The 14803-nt window shown below is 64.5% G+C and carries 15 protein-coding genes; 5 read left to right on the top strand and 10 right to left on the bottom strand.

What is annotated here, in order from left to right:
* Positions 1 to 4 precede the first annotated feature (4 nt).
* The 6 genes from rfbC to ACOYW5_RS07670 all read right to left on the bottom strand — a co-directional run bounded on the left by rfbC (position 5) and on the right by ACOYW5_RS07670 (position 5314).
* Positions 5 to 553 carry a dTDP-4-dehydrorhamnose 3,5-epimerase gene (gene rfbC / locus ACOYW5_RS07695; RefSeq protein WP_423068661.1) on the bottom strand — a complete coding sequence of 183 codons (549 nt, stop codon included), beginning with the start codon at positions 551 to 553 and terminating at the stop codon, positions 5 to 7.
* A complete protein-coding gene (rfbA, locus tag ACOYW5_RS07690) occupies positions 553 to 1437 on the bottom strand; it encodes a glucose-1-phosphate thymidylyltransferase RfbA (protein ID WP_423068660.1) in 885 nt (294 codons plus the stop codon). The genes rfbC and rfbA overlap by 1 nt, the downstream gene beginning before the upstream one ends.
* Positions 1434 to 2330, bottom strand: a complete 897-nt coding sequence (gene rfbD, locus ACOYW5_RS07685) for a dTDP-4-dehydrorhamnose reductase (protein ID WP_423068659.1) — start codon at positions 2328 to 2330, stop codon at positions 1434 to 1436. The genes rfbA and rfbD overlap by 4 nt, the downstream gene beginning before the upstream one ends.
* On the bottom strand, positions 2327 to 3370 hold the full coding sequence (rfbB, locus tag ACOYW5_RS07680) for a dTDP-glucose 4,6-dehydratase (RefSeq protein WP_423068658.1): 1044 nt from the start codon (positions 3368 to 3370) through the stop codon (positions 2327 to 2329). Before rfbB ends, rfbD begins: the two co-directional genes overlap by 4 nt.
* Before the next feature lie 60 nt (positions 3371 to 3430).
* Complete coding sequence (locus ACOYW5_RS07675; protein WP_423068657.1) at positions 3431 to 4327, bottom strand: glycosyltransferase family 2 protein; 897 nt, start codon at positions 4325 to 4327, stop codon at positions 3431 to 3433.
* Between the two features lie 246 nt (positions 4328 to 4573).
* Positions 4574 to 5314, bottom strand: coding sequence for a creatininase family protein (locus tag ACOYW5_RS07670; RefSeq protein ID WP_423068656.1), 741 nt, complete (start codon positions 5312 to 5314; stop codon positions 4574 to 4576).
* Between the two features lie 67 nt (positions 5315 to 5381).
* Between ACOYW5_RS07670 and ACOYW5_RS07665 the strand changes: the two genes are divergently transcribed.
* From ACOYW5_RS07665 to ACOYW5_RS07650, 4 genes are all read left to right on the top strand, one after another.
* Positions 5382 to 5831: an RbsD/FucU family protein gene (locus ACOYW5_RS07665; RefSeq protein WP_423068655.1), complete on the top strand. Its 450-nt coding sequence runs from the start codon at positions 5382 to 5384 to the stop codon at positions 5829 to 5831.
* Positions 5832 to 6130: 299 nt separating this feature from the next.
* Entirely contained in the window at positions 6131 to 7765 is a 1635-nt protein-coding gene (locus ACOYW5_RS07660) for an extracellular solute-binding protein (protein ID WP_423068654.1), read from the top strand.
* 91 nt (positions 7766 to 7856) lie between these two features.
* Positions 7857 to 8951 carry a carbohydrate ABC transporter permease gene (locus ACOYW5_RS07655; RefSeq protein WP_423068653.1) on the top strand — a complete coding sequence of 365 codons (1095 nt, stop codon included), beginning with the start codon at positions 7857 to 7859 and terminating at the stop codon, positions 8949 to 8951.
* A 26-nt stretch (positions 8952 to 8977) separates the two neighbouring features.
* Complete coding sequence (locus tag ACOYW5_RS07650) at positions 8978 to 9886, top strand: carbohydrate ABC transporter permease (RefSeq protein ID WP_423069427.1); 909 nt, start codon at positions 8978 to 8980, stop codon at positions 9884 to 9886.
* Here the strand turns inward: ACOYW5_RS07650 and ACOYW5_RS07645 are convergent.
* The 3 genes from ACOYW5_RS07645 to ACOYW5_RS07635 are packed head-to-tail and all read right to left on the bottom strand — an operon-like array spanning position 9883 to position 13282.
* Positions 9883 to 11376, bottom strand: a complete 1494-nt coding sequence (locus ACOYW5_RS07645; protein WP_423068652.1) for an FGGY-family carbohydrate kinase — start codon at positions 11374 to 11376, stop codon at positions 9883 to 9885. The two genes, ACOYW5_RS07650 and ACOYW5_RS07645, sit on opposite strands and share 4 nt — an antisense overlap.
* On the bottom strand, positions 11373 to 12470 hold the full coding sequence (locus ACOYW5_RS07640) for a M42 family metallopeptidase (RefSeq protein ID WP_423068651.1): 1098 nt from the start codon (positions 12468 to 12470) through the stop codon (positions 11373 to 11375). Before ACOYW5_RS07640 ends, ACOYW5_RS07645 begins: the two co-directional genes overlap by 4 nt.
* Positions 12470 to 13282, bottom strand: coding sequence for a BtpA/SgcQ family protein (locus tag ACOYW5_RS07635; protein ID WP_423068650.1), 813 nt, complete (start codon positions 13280 to 13282; stop codon positions 12470 to 12472). The genes ACOYW5_RS07640 and ACOYW5_RS07635 overlap by 1 nt, the downstream gene beginning before the upstream one ends.
* A 140-nt stretch (positions 13283 to 13422) precedes the next feature.
* Here ACOYW5_RS07635 and ACOYW5_RS07630 point away from each other — a divergent pair, with 140 nt between their 5' ends.
* Entirely contained in the window at positions 13423 to 13680 is a 258-nt protein-coding gene (locus ACOYW5_RS07630; protein ID WP_423068649.1) for a hypothetical protein, read from the top strand.
* On the opposite strand, the gene nagA is transcribed toward ACOYW5_RS07630, so the two are convergent.
* Complete coding sequence (gene nagA / locus ACOYW5_RS07625; protein WP_423068648.1) at positions 13677 to 14801, bottom strand: N-acetylglucosamine-6-phosphate deacetylase; 1125 nt, start codon at positions 14799 to 14801, stop codon at positions 13677 to 13679. The genes ACOYW5_RS07630 and nagA overlap by 4 nt on opposite strands.
* Between the last annotated feature and the right edge of the window lie 2 nt (positions 14802 to 14803).

Genomic DNA, 14803 nt, shown 5'->3' with positions numbered 1-14803 from the left:
CCTGTCAGTTGAAGAGGTCGGCCCGGTCGATTCCCGGCGCATCGGCATCCTTGCCCGAAAGGATGGGCGTCCCGGTCAGGGGCCAATCGATCGCCAGAGCGGGATCGTCCCAACGGATCGCACGTTCACTCGGCCCGTGCCAGAAATCCGTGGTTTTGTAGAGGAACTGGGTATTGTCCTCAAGGGCGAGGAATCCGTGGGCAAAGCCGGCCGGAATCCAGAACTGCCGCCGGTTGGTCGAGGTCAGCTCGACGCCGACCCACTGTCCGAAAGTCGGCGAGCTCCGGCGGATGTCGACAGCCACATCATAAGCGGCGCCGGACACGACGCGAACGAACTTGCCCTGCGCATGAGGATCGATCTGGTAGTGCAGCCCGCGGACGACGTCCTTGCGGCTGATCGAATGGTTGTCCTGCACGAACTGGCCGGTGAACCCCGTCGCCTCGCGGAAGGCGCGGTCGTTGTAGCTTTCGAAGAAGGCGCCGCGGTCGTCCGTGAAGGCGCGTGGCTCGAAGGTGAATAGCCCGTCGATCTCGAGCTTGGTGACATCCATCAGCTGCGGCCCTCGCGCAAAATCTGAAGCAGGTACGTGCCATAGCCGCTTTTCTTCAACGGCTCGGCGAGCTTTTCGAGCGCCGCGTCGTCGATCCAGCCGTTGCGCCAGGAGATCTCCTCGGGGCAGGCGACCTTGAAGCCCTGGCGCTTTTCCAGCGTGGCGATGAACTGCCCGGCCTCGAGCAGGGAGTCGTGTGTGCCGGTATCGAGCCAGGCAAAGCCGCGCCCCATGCGCTCGACGCTCAGTTGGTCCGCCTCCAGGTAGCGCTTGTTGAGGTCGGTGATCTCGAATTCGCCGCGCGCCGACGGCTTCAGTGACCTGGCGATGTCGACGACCTGTTCGTCGTAGAAATAGAGGCCCGTGACCGCGTAGTTCGACTTCGGCGCTGCCGGCTTCTCTTCGATCGAGATGGCGATGCCGCGGTGGTCGAACTCGACCACGCCATAGCGGCCCGGATCGTTGACGTGGTAGGCGAACACGCTGGCGCCGCTGACACGGCGGTCGGCCTGGTCAAGCAAGCGCGGCAGGTCATGGCCGAAGAAGATGTTGTCTCCGAGGATAAGCGTCGACGTCCGCCCGCGCACGAAATCGGCGCCGAGCACGAAGGCCTGCGCGAGACCGTCGGGCGTGGGTTGCACGATGTAGCTCAGCGCCATGCCCCACTGGCTGCCATCGCCGAGCAGGGTGCGGAAGCGTGGCAGGTCCTCCGGGGTCGAGATGACCAGGACCTCGCGCATGCCGGCATGCATCAGCGTCGACAGCGGATAGTAGATCATCGGCTTGTCGTAGACCGGCAGCAGTTGCTTGGAGACGGTCAGGGTCGCCGGGTGCAGCCGCGTACCGGCGCCGCCCGCCAGGATGATGCCGCGTCGCGACGTCATGTGATCTTCTCCGGTAGGATCGTGTCCAGCGTCCCCATCGCATCGTCCCGCCAGTCCGGCAAGTCAATGTCGAGCGCATCACGCAGCTTCAAGGTTGAGAGCCGCGAGTTGAGCGGCCGGCGAGCTGGGGTGGGGAACGCGGACGTGGGGACCGGCAATACCCGCTCCGGCGTCGCTTTCAGCGGCACGCCGCGCTTGAGCGCCTCGGCGATGGCGAAGCGGGCGTAGCCGTTCCAGGTCGTCTCGCCCGAGGCGACGAGATGGTAGATGCCGGATGGGATCGGCCGGTCATTGGCAATCTGCTCGATGGCGCGGCGGGTGATCTCGGCGATCAGCCTCGCGCTGGTCGGTGCGCCATGCTGGTCGTCGATGACCTTCAACTCGTCGCGGCTCTGCGCCAGGCTCAGCATCTTGGCGATGAAGTTGTTGCCGCCCGGCGCATGCACCCAACTGGTCCGGAAGATCAGGTACTTGGCCCCGGAAGCGACGATGGCTTCTTCGCCGGCACGCTTGGTTACGCCATAAACACTGAGAGGGCCGGTCGGATCGGTCTCGACCCGCGGCGTGGTGCCGGAGCCATCGAACACGTAGTCGGTCGAATAGTGGATCAGCCAGGCTCCTGTCTCGGCCGCCGCGCGGGCCAAGACAGCCGGACCATCGGTATTCACCAGCCGCGCCAGGTCCGGCTCGCTCTCAGCCTTATCCACCGCCGTATGGGCTGCCGCGTTGACGATTACGTCCGGCTGCTCGCGCTTCACTACGCCTTCGAGATCGTCGGGATGCGAGAAGTCCGCACCCTGCCGGCCATAGGCGGCGATGGCACCTAGTGGCGCGAGAATGTGCGTGAGAGCGGTGCCGACCTGGCCGTCGCGCCCGAGGATCAGCAGCTTCATCCGTACTGCCTCGCCACCCACTCGCGATAGGCGCCGCTCGTGACGTCGGTGACCCATGCCTCGTTGTCGAGGTACCAGTCGACCGTCATCGAGAGCCCGTGCTCGAATGTCTCGGCCGGCCGCCAGCCGAGTTCGCGCTCGATCTTGCGTGCATCGATCGCATAGCGCCGGTCATGTCCGGGGCGGTCGGTTACGTGCGTGATCTGGGTCGCATAGCTCGTGCCGTCGGCCCTGGGGCGCTTCTGGTCGAGCAGAGCGCAGAGCGTCCGAACCACATCGATATTGGTCTTCTGGTTGTCGCCACCGACATTGTAGGTCTCGCCGATGTTACCGGCTTCGAGCACCCGCCGCAGGGCCGAGCAGTGATCGCCGACATAGAGCCAGTCACGCACCTGCAGTCCGTCGCCGTAGATGGGTAAAGCCTTGCCCGCCAAGGCGTTGTGGATGATCAGCGGAATCAGTTTCTCAGGGAACTGGCGTGGCCCGTAATTGTTCGAGCAGTTGGTCACCAGCACCGGCAGCCGGTAGGTCTCGTGATAGGCGCGGACCACGTGGTCGGACGAAGCCTTGGACGCGGCGTACGGGCTGTTGGGCTTATAGGGGTTGGTCTCGGCGAAGGGGGGATCATCCCGCTCCAGAGTGCCGTAGACCTCGTCTGTCGAGACATGCAGGAGACGGAAACCAGGGCGCGTGCCGGCGAAGTGCCGCGCCGCTTCCAGCAGCCCGACCGTGCCCATCACGTTGGTTTCAAAGAACGGCGCCGGACCCGAGATCGAGCGATCCACATGGCTTTCGGCCGCGAAGTTCACCACGGCGCGGACGTCGTGCTGCTCCAACAACCGCATGACCAGCGCCGTATCGCCGATCGAGCCGCGCACAAAGGTGTGCCGCATATCGCCGTCGAGGCTCGAAAGGTTGTTCCGGTTGCCCGCATAGGTGAGCGCATCGAGCGTCACCAGCTTCTCGTCGCTCGTCTTGAACCAGTCGAGCACGAAATTCGCGCCGATGAACCCGGCACCGCCGGTCACCAGGATCGTCATGTAGGTTGGTCCTTTCCGCGGCGGGACCTTAGCTGCATTGCCGGCGCCGTACTACCAGCGTCAGAGCTTCCCCAACAAGCCTGCGGCGTAAAGCGTCAACTGCCCAAATCGGGTCTGGCGATAGACGCCGGACTGGCGGAGCTTGTGGAGACGCTCGAACAACGGCCCGCGGCGGGCCTCGCGGAACATTTCGAGCGTTGCCGCGGCTTCCGGCGTCAGCATGTCGCGGCAGACCTCGAGCGCCCGGACATTGTCCTCGTTCCACGTCGAGAAGCGGCCACCGAATGCCGCAAAGACCCGTTCGGCAAAGGCACGCCAGCCGTGATTCGAACCGACGAGGTTGCCCGGATGCTGCCTGTAGCGCACATGCGGCGTCTCGGCATAGGTCACGTCGCCGCCGGCGCCGGCGACCATGAGGTAGCTGAACCAGTCGTGGCTGACGAAGCGGGTGCGCTGCGCCGCCCGTTGCACCAGCCGGTGCGCCGCGCGGTTCATCACCATGGTGTTGCCACCACCGATGCTCTGTACCAGCGCGTTGGCGAAATTGGGCGGCCGCCGGAACAGCGGCGAGCGCAGCAGCTCATGCCCGCGTTCGTCGGCGATGATGGTCCGCGCGCAGTAAAGGGCAGGACGATCGCCGCTCGGGCGGAGAGTAGCCACCGCGGCATGCGTCTTGTCGCTGAGCCAGATGTCGTCCTGGTCGCAGAAGCAAAAATAGTCGGCGTCGATGTCGGTGTTGATCATCAGCGCGCGGAAATTGTCGGCAAAGCCGCGGTTCGGACCCGCGAGCACGGTGAACCGGCCCCGTGTCCAGCGTGCAGCCCAGCGCTCGAGCAGCTTGACCGTGCCGTCCGTCGAACCATCGTCGGACGCCCAGATGTCGATCTCGGCCCACTCCTGAGCCTCGATCGAGCGCAACTGCTCGTCGATGAACTTCTCGCCCTCGAACGTGGCCATCAGTACAGCCAGCCGGCCCCGCCGAGGTGCCGCGTCCAGTTTCAGGTCAACGTCATCGATTGCGGATATTTTGGCCGCTCCCAGGGTAGGACCCCTGTGTGTATCTGCCGGACGAGTATTCCCGCCGGAATGGGCGAGATTAGCCTATGTTCGCCTTGATATAGTGACGTACAGGATATTCGCCAGCGCTTAAGCATCAAATCGCAACTTGCGGCGTAAGCGTGGCAAATTCGGTCGGCCGTGCAGTTATCTGCCCAAGACCGACCGCATATGCGCCTCGATCAACCCAACGCCCTTCCAGCCAAGCTCCGCCGATGCCTGCCGAGCGCTCTCGGTGTACCACTTGCCGCCGTCGAGCCGCGCCTGCTCTACCGCCTCCGGGCACAGCGCCAGCATCAGCGAGGTTTCGCCGATCCCGGCATGGTCAAAGGGATATTGCGCAATGATCTCCTGCGTCATCAGCGGGTGGCCCTTGATCCAGTTGAACGGATCGTCTCCCACTGCCTGCTGAGCGTAATAGTCTCGCATCTCAGGATTGCCCCACCACCCTTCGCCACGGTGCTCCTCGATGAAGGCGAAGATCACCTGCCGGGCCGCGAACTTGAAGCTGAGGTCGGTCGGCATCCCCACGGCGAAATTCTCGCTCTGGTGGTGGATGAAGAAGTGGATGTTGCGAAAGCCGATGCGGAGGAGGCTGCGGAACAGGTCGCCGGCAAACGGCGCCAGCACCTGTTGGTTCACCTGGATCGAGCCGTTCCCCTCCGGCGGCTCGACCGCATAGCTCGCCGCACCGTAATAGAAGGGCGGCAGGATCACGAGGTTGAGTTCGCTTTCCAGCCGTTCGAGCATCTTGATCACCGCCAGCGTGTCCATGCCGACCGCCATGTGCTCGCCGTGGTACTCGAGCACGCCCAGCGGCAGCACCACCGGCCAGTTCTCCTCGATCGCCCGCCGGATCTGGTAGGGCATCATCATCTCGTAGCGCATCGTTCCCCTCGCTTGCGCCGCTCCGCAATCCGTGGACAGTAGCGGCAACAATGAGAAGGAGGAACTCATGCTCAAGGGGATCGACCCCATACTGAATGCCGACGTGCTGCACGCACTGAAATCCATGGGCCACGGCGACGACCTGATCATCGCCGACATGAACTTCCCCTCGGATTCGATCGCGCGGCAGACGGTCTACGGCAAGCTACTGAAGCTCGAGAATGTCACCGCCGGCCGTGCCGCCCAGGCGATCCTCTCGCTCATGCCGCTCGACAGCTTCGTCGAGCATCCGGCGCTGCGGATGGAGATCGTCGGCAAGCCCGGCGAGGTTCCGCCGGTACAGCAGGAGGTGCAAGCAGCCATCGACAAGGCCGAAGGCAGGTCCTGGCCGATGGGCTCCATCGAACGCTTCGCCTTCTATGAGGCGGCCAGGAAGTCCTATGTCGTGATTCAGACCGGCGAGCGCCGATTCTACGGCTGCTTCGCATTCAAGAAGGGCGTGCTGCCTCCGGATTAAGTCGCGGTGCAGAATTTATTGGTGAAGGACATGTTCGATCACCTATGAATGCAAGCCCCTAAATGTGAAGCTGGCGGTGGGGTCCCAATCGTCAGCTTGTTGACTTCCAACATGTTAGCTCCCTACCATCCAGCAAGCTTCCGCACAGACGGGAGCGCTCCCTGGGGAGGGATGTCGGCAGGGTTGTTGAGGGACTTCGGAGGGCGCATGCGCACTCCCCCTGTCCGTCCCCTTACCATCGAGCGCCTGTGTGGTCGCAGGAACGCCGCCTCATGCAGCGGCTTGATGGAGGAACCGTCGTGAAAGTCGAACTCTACAATAGCATCATGGCCATGCAGGCCAGCCGCCGCAACTTCATGAAGGGCGCGGCTGCGCTTGCCGCCGGCACCGCGCTTTCGAGCTCGTTCGCGGGCAGGGCCTTCGCTCAGGACAGCGTCCGCGCCCAGATCCTGCAGATCCCCGGCGTCGGCAAGGGTTCGCCCACCGACGCGGACTGGCAGAAGGTCGGTGAGCTCACGCTCGCCGCGACCAAGGCCAACGTCGCCGAAGGCGAGTTCGCCGGTGTCGAGCTCACCTTCATGGGCCTCAACAACCAGAACCTGCACAACTTCCTGTTCCGCGGCTTCCTGAAGCCGTGGGAGGCCTATACCGGCGCCAAGATCAACTGGATCGACCTAGCCCAGGCCGACTACAACCCGCGCCTGCAGCAGTCGATCGCGACTGGCACGGTGGATTTCGATATCGTCGAGATGGGTGCACCCTTCGAGGGCGATACCGCCAGCAAGGGCCTGCTCGACGAGATGCCCGACTGGGTCGCCACCCAGATCGAGGCCGACGACCTTGTGGGCTACCTGAAGCCGCCGGTCGGCACCTGGGACGGCAAGACCTACCGCATCAACATTGACGGCGACTGCCATACGTTCGCGTACCGCAAGGACTATTTCGGCGACGGCTCGATCAGCGGCATGGCCGACGTCCCGACGCACTGGGAGGATTTCCCGGCGCTCGCCACCGCCCTTGCCGGCAAGAACGACCCGGTCACCGGCACACCGGCCTATGGTTTTCTCGACCCGCTGAAGTACCAGTGGGGTGGCTTCGGCTTCTACTTCCTCGAGGATCGCGCCGCTGCCTATGCCAAGCATCCGGACGATCCGGCCTGGCTGTTCGATCCCGACACCATGAAGCCGCGCGTCAACAACCCGGCCTGGGTGCAGGCCATCCAGGACGTGCTCGATCTGGTCAAGGCCAACGCTTATCCGCCCGATCAGCTCAACGCCGATCCGAACGCCACTGCCTTCTCGCAGTTCCTCGGCGGTACCGGTGCGGCGCTCACCTGGTGGGGCGACGTAGGCTCCAACGCCCGCACGTCGGATACCTCCGTGGTCGGCGATGTCGTCGGCTTCTCGATCAATCCCGGCGCCAAGAAGGTGTACAACTCCAAGACCAGCGCTTGGGAGGAGAAGGAGAACTTCGCTCCGAACATGGCCTATATCGGCTGGGGCGTTTACGTCACGAGCCGCGTCTCCGGCGACGAGAAGAAGCGCAAAGCCGCCTGGTCTGCCGCTGCCCACCTGGGCGGCAAGGACATCTCGCTGTGGACCGCTGCCTACCCGTCGGGCTTCCAGCCCTACCGCAACTCGCACTTCCAGTACGAGGAATGGGAAGCGGCGGGTTACGACCGCGCCTTCGTCGAGGACTATCTCGGCTCCAACCTCGACAGCTACAACCATCCCAACGCTGCCATCGAGCCGCGTATCCCCGGCATCTTCCAATACTACTCGATCGCCGAGGACGAGCTGGTGAAGGGCATCAACGGCCAGTACGCCGGTGCACAGGAAACGGCTGACGCCATCGCCGCAGCCTGGGAGAAGATCACCGATCAGATCGGTCGCGACAACCAGATCAAGCTCTACAAGGCTTCACTCGGGCTCTGACGCGCGGTTGACCTCCGATTGACAATCCTCGGCTGGTGGCGGACCGTCACCAGCCGATTTAGTTCCGAGCCCGAACGGTCCAGAGGCGTGGATGGCGATAGCTGAATTACCGAACTACGGCGACATCTCGCGCCGCCGCAAGGATGCCGGGCAGGCGGTCATCGCCGCCGCATCCGTTCTCTTCATCGCTGTCGTCGTACTGCAGGCGCTCAACTCCGCCGGGATCCTGCCGCTGGGTCTCAGGGACTGGCGCCCCACCCTCTACGCCTACCTGCTTTGGGCCGTCGCGCTCGGCTATGGCCAGGTGCTGATGCGCGGGCAGGCCGGCCTCAAGGCGCTGTTCATCCTGCCGGCCGCGCTGTTCACGGCGGCGATGGCGATCTTCCCGACGCTGTTCGGCCTGTCCATCGCCTTCACCGACTGGAACCTCGCCTCGCTGACCGGCCAGAAGTTCAACGGCATCGACAACCTGATCCAGCTGATCCGCGATCCGTTCTACTGGAACGCCATGTTCAACATGGTGATCTACGTGCTCTTCGTCCTCGTCGAGTATGCGATTGCCTTCGCCCTCGCGCTGCTGCTCAACGCCGAAATCCGGGCGCGAAAATTCTGGCGCGTCGTCTTCCTGATCCCGCTGATGTTGTCGCCCGTCGCGGTGAGCTGGATGGTGGGCAAGTCGATGCTGGAATACCGCTTCGGCCCGGTAGCACGCTTCGCTCGCTGGCTCGGCATCAACAACCCGACCTTCTTTTCCGATCCGCTGGTCGCGCGCATCTGGATCGAGATCATGGACGCCTGGGTGTCGATCCCCTTCGTCATGATCCTGCTGCTCGCCGGGCTTCAGGCCATGCCCAAGGAGATCACCGAGGCCGCCAAGGTCGACGGCGCTTCCGCCTGGCAGCGCTTCTGGCAGATCACTTTCCCGCTGATGCTGCCCGTTTCGCTGACGGCCATCGTGTTGCGCATCATCTTCAAGCTGAAGCTGGCGGATATCATCATCACCGTCACCTCAGGCGGCCCGGGCGGCGCCACCGACAGCGTATCGAGCTTCATCTACCGCGAGTACCGCGACCGCTCGAATGTTGGCTACGGCACCATGCTGGCGATGTTCTATCTCGTGGTGATCGTCATCTTCATCACCATCCTGCTCAACACGCTAAGCAAGCGCATGCGGAGGATGACCTGATGGCCACGGAAGTCGCCGCCGCTCCGATGGCCCCCGCCGATACCGGCGCTGCCGCACGCCGCCTCAAACACGTTGCCGGCAAGGTCGGCATCTACTTTGCCCTGGTCGTCTGGGCCTTCGTCTCGCTGTTCCCGGTCTATTGGACCATCACCACCTCGATGAAGGTGGCCAAAGACGTGCAGCTCGGCCGCATGATCCCTTGGGTCGACTATCAGCCCAATTGGCTCGGCTGGCGTTCGCTCGGTCTGTCGCCCGACACCATCGGCCAAGTTTCCACCGTCCGCGACGAGTTCCTCGATCGCTTCCTCAACTCGATCTACACGGCTTTCGGCGCCTCGGCGCTGGCCGTTCTGATCGGGGCGCTCGCCGCCTACGGCCTGAGCCGCTTCCAGTACAAATTCCTCTGGATGAAGAACCAGGACCTGAGCTTCTTCTTCCTGAGCCAGCTCATCCTGCCGCCGGTGGTTCTCGCGCTGCCGTTCCTCGTGCTCTATCGCGAGCTGGCGCTGCTCGACACGACCATCGGCCTCATCGCGCTCTACACGCTAACCGTGCTGCCCATCGTCATCTGGATCATGAAAGACCAGTTCGACACCATTCCCATCGAGCTCGACGAAGCCGCGCAGGTCGACGGCCTCGGCCCCTGGGGCACCTTCTTCCGCATCATCCTCCCCATGGCGCTGCCCGGCATGGTGGCCGCCTTCATCCTCAGCCTGATCCTCTGCTGGAACGAGTACTTCTTCGCCGCACTCCTCACCGGCGCCGAAGCCAAGACGCTGCCGGTGATGGTCGCCAGCCAGACCGGCTCGCAGGGCATCAACTGGTGGAGCATGGCCGCTCTGTCGACGGCCGCCATCGCCCCGCTGGTGCTGGTCGGCATCCTGCTGGAGCGGTTCATCATCCGCGGTCTGACGGCGGGAAGTGTGAAGGGCTAAGCCAGTCCCCGCATCAGATCCTTGTTCCGCGCATAAAGCTCGCGGAACACCCGATAGCGCCGCGCGTACAACTCCGCGAGCCCGGCGTCCGGCGTGATCTGGTGATCCACAGGGTTCCAGTCGCGGATGTCGCCTGGCTGCACGTCGCCGATTGCCAGCGCTGCGAGGAACGCGTCGCCGTACGACGCGCCCACCGTCTTCTGGCGCACGATCTGTGTTCGCCCGGACACATCCGAGGTCGCCTGCGACCACACCCGGTTCTTTGTCCCGCCACCGGCAGCAAGGATCGCCTTGGGCGGCTGGCCGACATCGGCATAGGTCTCGAACACATGGTGCGTGCCGTAGGCGATGCCCTCGAAGACCGCCCGGTAGATGTCGCCGCGTGTATGCGTGAGGTCCAGCCCGAACAGCACGCCCTTGGCCTCGGTATCGTGGATCGGCGTTCGTTCGCCCGAGAAATAAGGCAGCATCACCAGCCCGTTCGCACCCGGCGGCGAGCCCTCGGCCTCGAGCGCCAATGCCATGACGGCGGTCGCCGGGTCGAGCTCCCGCGCGAACTGGTCGCGGAACCAGTGGCTGAGCGTGCCGGAGGTGGCGAGCCCGGACATGGCCGCGTGCTTGCCGGGGAAGAACCACGGCGCGTACCAGAGCCGTGCATCCGGCACCCGCACCGGCGTGATCTCGATGATGAAGATGGTCGAGCCATACATCAGCAGCATGTCGCCATCGTCGAGCACGCCCACGCTCAACGCCTCGGCGCCGGCGTCGATCGTGCCGCAGGTCACCGGCGTGCCGACCGCAAGCCCGGTCTCGGCGGCTGCCTCCGGTGTTACCGTGCCGGCGATTTCGGTGGTCCAGATCGCCTCGGGCAGCTTGTCGAGCCCGATGATGTCGTCGGCCAGTTCATCGGTCCAGGAAAGTGTGTTCACGTCATAGAGCGGCGAGAAGTTCGCAGCCGAGTAGTGGTCGATCACGTAGCGGCCGGTGAGCTTGTGCGTGATGTAGGTGGTCGAGGTCAGGATCTTGGCCGTCTTCTCGTAGAGCTCCGGCCGGTTCCGCTTGAGCCACAGAATCTTCGGCCCGATCGACTGCGACGTGAGCGCATTGCCGCACCGGGAAAGCAGCATGTCTTCGCCGATCCGCTCGGTCAGCTCGGCGATCTCCTTGGCCGCTCGTGTATCGACGCCATAGAGCACGCCGTTCATCAGCGGTTCGTCGTCGGCGTCGACCGGCAGCATGCAGGGGCCGATGGCGCTCGCCGCTACCGCCTTGATGTCAGCGGGCGCAACGCCGCTATCGGCAATCAGTTTGTTGGAGATGAAGCAGAAATCGCCCCACCAGTCCTCGCGCGGCCGGTGCTCGGCCCAGCCGGGCTGCAGCACCAGCATCTTGTGTGGCCGCGCCGCGCTGGCGACGATATTGCCCCCGGCATCGACGAGCACGCCCTTGCTCTCGTAGGTGCCGATATCGATGCCGAGATAGTACCTCATCCGATGTAGTCGTCCCGATCGAGGCTGAACTTGGCATCGATCCGCGGCAATGCTTCGACCAGCAGCGTCGTCAACTGCGCGAGATCGCTGAGATCGCAAACCTCGAGCGAGGAGTGCGAGTAGCGCATGGGGAAGCCGACGTCGATCGAGGCAACACCCTGACCGACCAGTTGCACGTAGCTGAGATCGGTGAGCGCCCCGATATGCGCGCTCCGTTGCAGGGGCAGCTTCGAAGCCGCGGCGCTGTCCTCGAACAACTTCACCATCGCCGGGTGTGGCAGGGTGCCATTGAGCGTGCCGCGGCCGTGGAAGGAGTAGAGCGAGATCGCCGGCCCGCCACCGAGCTTCACGTCGCCGCGCGCGGTCATGTCAGGGGTGTCCGTGGCGAGGATCAGGTCAAGCTGGATCGCCACGTCAGGCATCAGCACCTGCGCCGCGGTCACCGCTCCGCGCAGGTTGAACTCCTCCTGCACCGAGAAGACGAAATGCACCGTTGGCCGCTTCTTGATGTCTTTGAGAGCCCGCGCCACTTCGACCATTATTGCGCAGGCTGCGCGATCATCCACCGACGTCCCGGCGATCCGCCCGTTGGCGAGCTCGGTGACCTTGGGCGCGTACACAACCGGCGTGCCGACATCGATCCCCGCCGCCAGTACTTCGGCCGCCGACTTGAACCCGGCGTCGATATAGAGCTCGGGGTAGGGCAGCACCTTGTACTTCTCGTCCTGCCCGGTCGCGTGGTGGCTTTTGTGCGCGATCAGGCCGGGCACATCCTTGCCCTCGCCGATGCAGAACAGCACCTCGGTCGAGGGCAGCGCCCGCTCCGGGACGCCGCCCAGCCGCTCGACTCGGACGAGGCCGTTGGCCTCGATCTTCCGCACGATCAGCCCAAGCTGGTCCATGTGCGCGAACAGCATGACACTGGGCGCACTCTGGTCGCCCTCGAGGGTCGCGATCAGGTTGCCGAGCCGGTCGGTGGAGGACGAAATGCCCAGTTCATCCATGGCCTTGCGCAGGTATTTTCGCACGCGGCCTTCATAACCCGACAGCCCCGGGATCAGCATCAGGTCGGTGACGAGTTGCTTCAGCGCCATCAGTAGCCCCTGGCTTGCCGCACCAACCGCATGAACTCGGCGGCGCGATCCGGATCGACGGCTTTCCACGTATCGCCGTCGACCTTGAGCGACGAGCCGACGATGCAGCCATCCGCGACCTCAAGCACATCGGCGACGGTGGAGTGCTTCACCCCGGTATTGGCCAGCACCGGTGTCGTCGGTAGAACCGCCTTCACCGCCTCAAGGTCAACCATCTTCGCCGCCTCGCCGGTGATGGCCCCGGAGACGAGGATGGCGTCGGGGATCGAGGAGAACACCGCGCTCCGCGCCCGGTCGGGCAGGGAGCGCTGGTCGAGCGAGTAGGCGAACTCGGCGCTGACATTGTAGAGCAGAGCCAGATCCTGCCGGCCGAGCCGATCGCGATAGCGCATCGCCTTGCCGGCATCCGGAGTCCACGGACCCATATCGGAGGCATAGGTGCCGGTGAAGATTTCGCGCACGAAGCGGGCGCCGGTCGCTGCTGCGAGGGCGATGGAGCTTTCGGGATCCCACAGCACGTTGACGCCGAACGGCACCGTGATTTCGCTGCGCAGCCGGCCGATCACATAGCCCATGGTGGCGGTTGAGGCCGTATCGACTTCGAACTCGTAGGGCCGGTCGTTCTCGTTGCCGAACATGACCGCGTCGAACCCGGCCGCCTGCAGCGCCTTCAGGTCCTTGCGCGCGTTCTCGACGATGGCCCCGACGCCGGCCTCGTGGTCATGCAACGGCGAGCCGGGCAGGGCGCCCAGGTGAACCATCGCGATGACCGGCTTTCCCTCACCGAAAACAGTCTTGAACTTGGCTGTCATTGTTCTTGTAAACCGCTTTACTAACTTGCCATGCGTAGCAGGCGGAGAGGGTGTCGTCCATGGGGACGGCGCGGGCCTCCCACACCAATCCTTAACCATGCTTCGGTATGTTGAGAGGGCGTGTGTGCGAGGTTCCGCCGATGGAACTCCTCCTTCTATTGCTCCTGTTGATCCCTCTCGCCTGGCTGCTCCTCTTGAGCCGCATCGCCAAGGGCGCAAAGAAGTATCGCTTCACCGGTATCGGCGCGGTGATCCTCGCGCTTGCCGCCGCCTGGATCGGCATGCAGGTGACGGCCAAGCCCGCGAATGCTCCGGTGGACTACGCCGCCAGCGACGACGACCTCCGTGCCATCCTGCTCGAACCGGAATCGGCGCCGCGCTACAGCTTCCGCGATTAGACCGGCAACGACCGAACGTTCAGCTTGTCATCCAGCCAGATCGGCTTCGCCTTCGAGCCCGGCGAAAGTCGCCCGAGCGCTCTTGCGCCGATGGCCGTCGCTGGATAGAGCGAGGCCATCTGCAGGCACTCGTCCAGCTCAAGCCCGAATTCGAAGCGGGCGTAGCGCACGGCTGCGTCGAGCGTCAGGTCGGCGCCCGCCAGCGTGCCGTCAGCGAGACGCAGGGCGCCATCCCTCCGGACGATCGTCCGGCCGTCGAGTTCGAAACTCGCGATGTCGGTGCCCGCCTGGGACATTGAGTCCGAGACAAGGAACACCCGGCCAGCCGCCGCCTTGCTGCGGAGTGCGAGCCCGATTGTCGCCGGATGCACATGGATGCCATCTGCGATGAGACCCGTCCAGACGCTGCCATGGGCGAGCGCCGCTCCGGCAACGCCCGGGTCGCGGTTTCCGATCTGGCTCATTGCATTGAACAGGTGCGTCGCCATCGTCGCCCCGGCGCGGATCGCTGCAGAAGCGATCGCGAAGGACGCATCGGAGTGCCCGATGCTGACAATGATGCCGGCCCGCACCAGCCGCGCGATCTGCTCGGGCGTCACGGTCTCGGCAGCGACGGTGGTGACGAGGTGGGGAAGGGTGGATCGCGCCCGCTCGAGGCGGACGAGATCAGCCTCCTCCATCGGCCGGGTGAGGTTTGGGTCATGTGCGCCCTTCCGCGCCAGCGACAGGTGCGGACCCTCGAGGTGCAGTCCGAGAAAGCCCGACGTACCGGCTCGCGCAGCGGTCGCGCCGGCGGCGAGCACTGCGTCGGTGACCGCTGGGGTGTCGGTGATCAGCGTCGGCAGCAGCCCGACCACGCCGAACTGGGCGTGCGTCCGGCAGATCGTGCTCAGGTCGGCGGCTGTCGTGCCGGCACCGACGAGCAGTCCGGCGCCGCCGTTGACCTGGAGGTCGACATAGCCCGGCGCGAGCAGGCCGCCATTCAAGTGAACGACGTGCGCGTTGGCCGGAGCCGCGCCGATGGCGACGACCTCGCCATCCGCTATCACCAGCGCGGCATCATTGTGGAACGCCTCGCCATCGAAGATGCGGGCGCCGAGATATGCAGTGGATTGGGACATGG

The organism is Devosia sp. CN2-171 (genome assembly GCF_049354815.1).
Taxonomy (GTDB): Bacteria; Pseudomonadota; Alphaproteobacteria; order Rhizobiales; family Devosiaceae; genus Devosia_A.
Note: the sequence above shows the minus strand (reverse complement) of the source record. Positions and strands in the feature narration are given on the sequence as shown.